Origin of the sequence: Rathayibacter rubneri (genome assembly GCF_023743255.1) — a bacterium.
Taxonomy (GTDB): Bacteria; Actinomycetota; Actinomycetes; order Actinomycetales; family Microbacteriaceae; genus Rathayibacter; species Rathayibacter rubneri.
The window spans coordinates 1-1950 of sequence record NZ_JAMRYM010000187.1; the positions used below are offsets into that span (position 1 = coordinate 1).

The window sequence follows — 1950 nt, forward strand, 5'->3', positions numbered from 1 at the left end:
GGCGGGCGTGGCGCTCGCCGTGGCGGTCGGCGTGGCCGTCGGAGTGGCGGTGGCGGTCGGAGCAGGCGTGGCGGTCGGCGTGGCCGTCGGAGTGGCGGTGGCGGTCGGAGCAGGCGTGGCGGTCGGCGTGGCCGTCGGAGTGGGCGTGGCCGTGGGCGCCGGTGCGGCGACGGCGTCCCAGATCCCGGTGAGGTACGCCGTGGTCGGCTTCGTGCTCAGCGCGTCGAGCTGCGCGGCGGTCATCGAGCCGAGCGTCGGGTCGACGGTGAAGCCGCCGGTCGTCGCGGTCTTGCCGGTCATGTTCGTGCGGGTGTTCACCACGGTGTCCCACAGCGGCTGGAGCGAGCCGATGAAGGTCGAGTCCGACGCGTCGACGTTGCCGCCGCCCGAGCCCTGGACGGCGCTGAGGCTGCCCGGTCCGTTGATCGCCCCCGTGTATCCCGCGCCGCCCGCGAGGAACGGGTAGCGCTGAACGGTGGCGGCGCCGCCGAGGAGGAGCGCCTCCTGGAAGTCGACGTTCCTCACTCCGCCGATGATGGCGGCGCTGTTGTTCGAGGCGAAGACGACGGTGTCGCGGACCGTGATCTGACCCGTCACTCCGCCGCCCTCGATCTGGAGGGTGTCGGTGTGGGGTCGTGCGGGGCCGGTGCCGCCGTAGACCGCGTCGACGTAGTAGGAGGGAGCGATGTAGCCGCCCTCGACCAGCACGTCGCCCATGATGTCGGGCGCGTAGGCCTTGATCTGCGCGGAGTCGCCGTTCTTGAGCGTCGACTCCGGTGCGACGACCTCGATCAGCTCGACGTCCCGCACGGGGATGCCGGCCGAGGCGGCGAGCCCCGTCCAGTTGTCGTTCACCCGCAGCCAGGCGAAGGAGGCGTTCGTCGCGCCCTTGACGTCGAGCGAGCCGATGTCGAAGCGGAGGAGCGTGATGCCCGTGACCGCCCGCAGCGCCCAGGCGCCGCCGGTCACCGACCGGAAGCCGTCGCGGGCGGTGATGAGCACCTTGGTGGCGCCCGCGTTGCGGTAGCCGTTGAGCGCCGACAGGTCCGCGATGTGGCCGGGCGCGACGCGGATGACGGCGCCGGCCGCGATCTGGGCCGTCGTGAGGGCGTCGAGCGCCCGGCGGATCGCGGTGCCCGAGGCCGCCACGTCGACGACGGTGAAGCCGGAGTAGGAGGAGCGGATGTCGGGGGTGTCCGACGGGTAGTGCGTGCCGTCCGGTCCGAACGCCGTTGACTCGGCGGCCGAGGCGGGTGCCGCGGTCTGGAGCGTCGTCCCGGTCACGGCGATCCCCGCGGTCAGTGCGATCGCCAGGACGCGCAGCAGATGCTTCGTCCCTCTCGCCGAGGGCGGCACCGCCGCGGTCGGGATGCGGGGCGGCGACGTCCTGGAGGGAGTGGCTCTGGCCATGTGCGGTGTCCGATCGACTCGTGCTGGGGCGGGGGGAGGGGTCGCCGGAGCACGCCGTGGCAGGGGCCTCGACGTGCGTCACGGACCGGGCCTCCACAGCGGGGGAGGACTCCGGCTGCGCGCGTCCCTCCCTCGGGGGCGGGGTCGGACGTGCGCTCCGTGGCTACCTGCGGTGACGCTATCCGCCGCTCTCAGCCCCGAGGGGCGGGTGAAAGGAAGCTCCGCGATCGGGGCCCTCGAAGGCGGGTGACGGTCGCCGTCAGGTGCCCTCGACGCCCCCCGTCCGGGCCGCTCGGCCGCGGGATCGCGGGCCGTGCGGAGCCGTCACCCGACTGGGAGGGGTGCTCCCGGCGACGCACTCATCGCGCCAGCGCGGCCAGCTCCGCCCGGTTCCGCGCCCCGGCCTTCCGCAGCAGGTTCGAGACGTGGAACTTGGCCGTGTTCTCGCTGATGCCGAGGTCGTCGGCGATGCGGTGGTTCGAGGCGCCGAGGGTGATCAGGTGCAGCACCTCGCGCTCGCGGGCGCTGAGGTCGGCGAGG

General features: G+C 73.7%; 2 protein-coding genes. Both read right to left on the reverse strand.

Annotated elements, in window-relative coordinates:
- Nucleotides 1-1410, reverse strand: a 1410-nt coding sequence (locus tag NB037_RS19165) for a hypothetical protein (RefSeq protein ID WP_251948635.1), incomplete at its 3' end; no start/stop codon positions are given.
- A gap of 359 nt (nt 1411-1769) precedes the next feature.
- The coding region (locus tag NB037_RS19170; protein WP_251948637.1) for a helix-turn-helix domain-containing protein at nt 1770-1950 on the reverse strand (181 nt) is incomplete at its 5' end.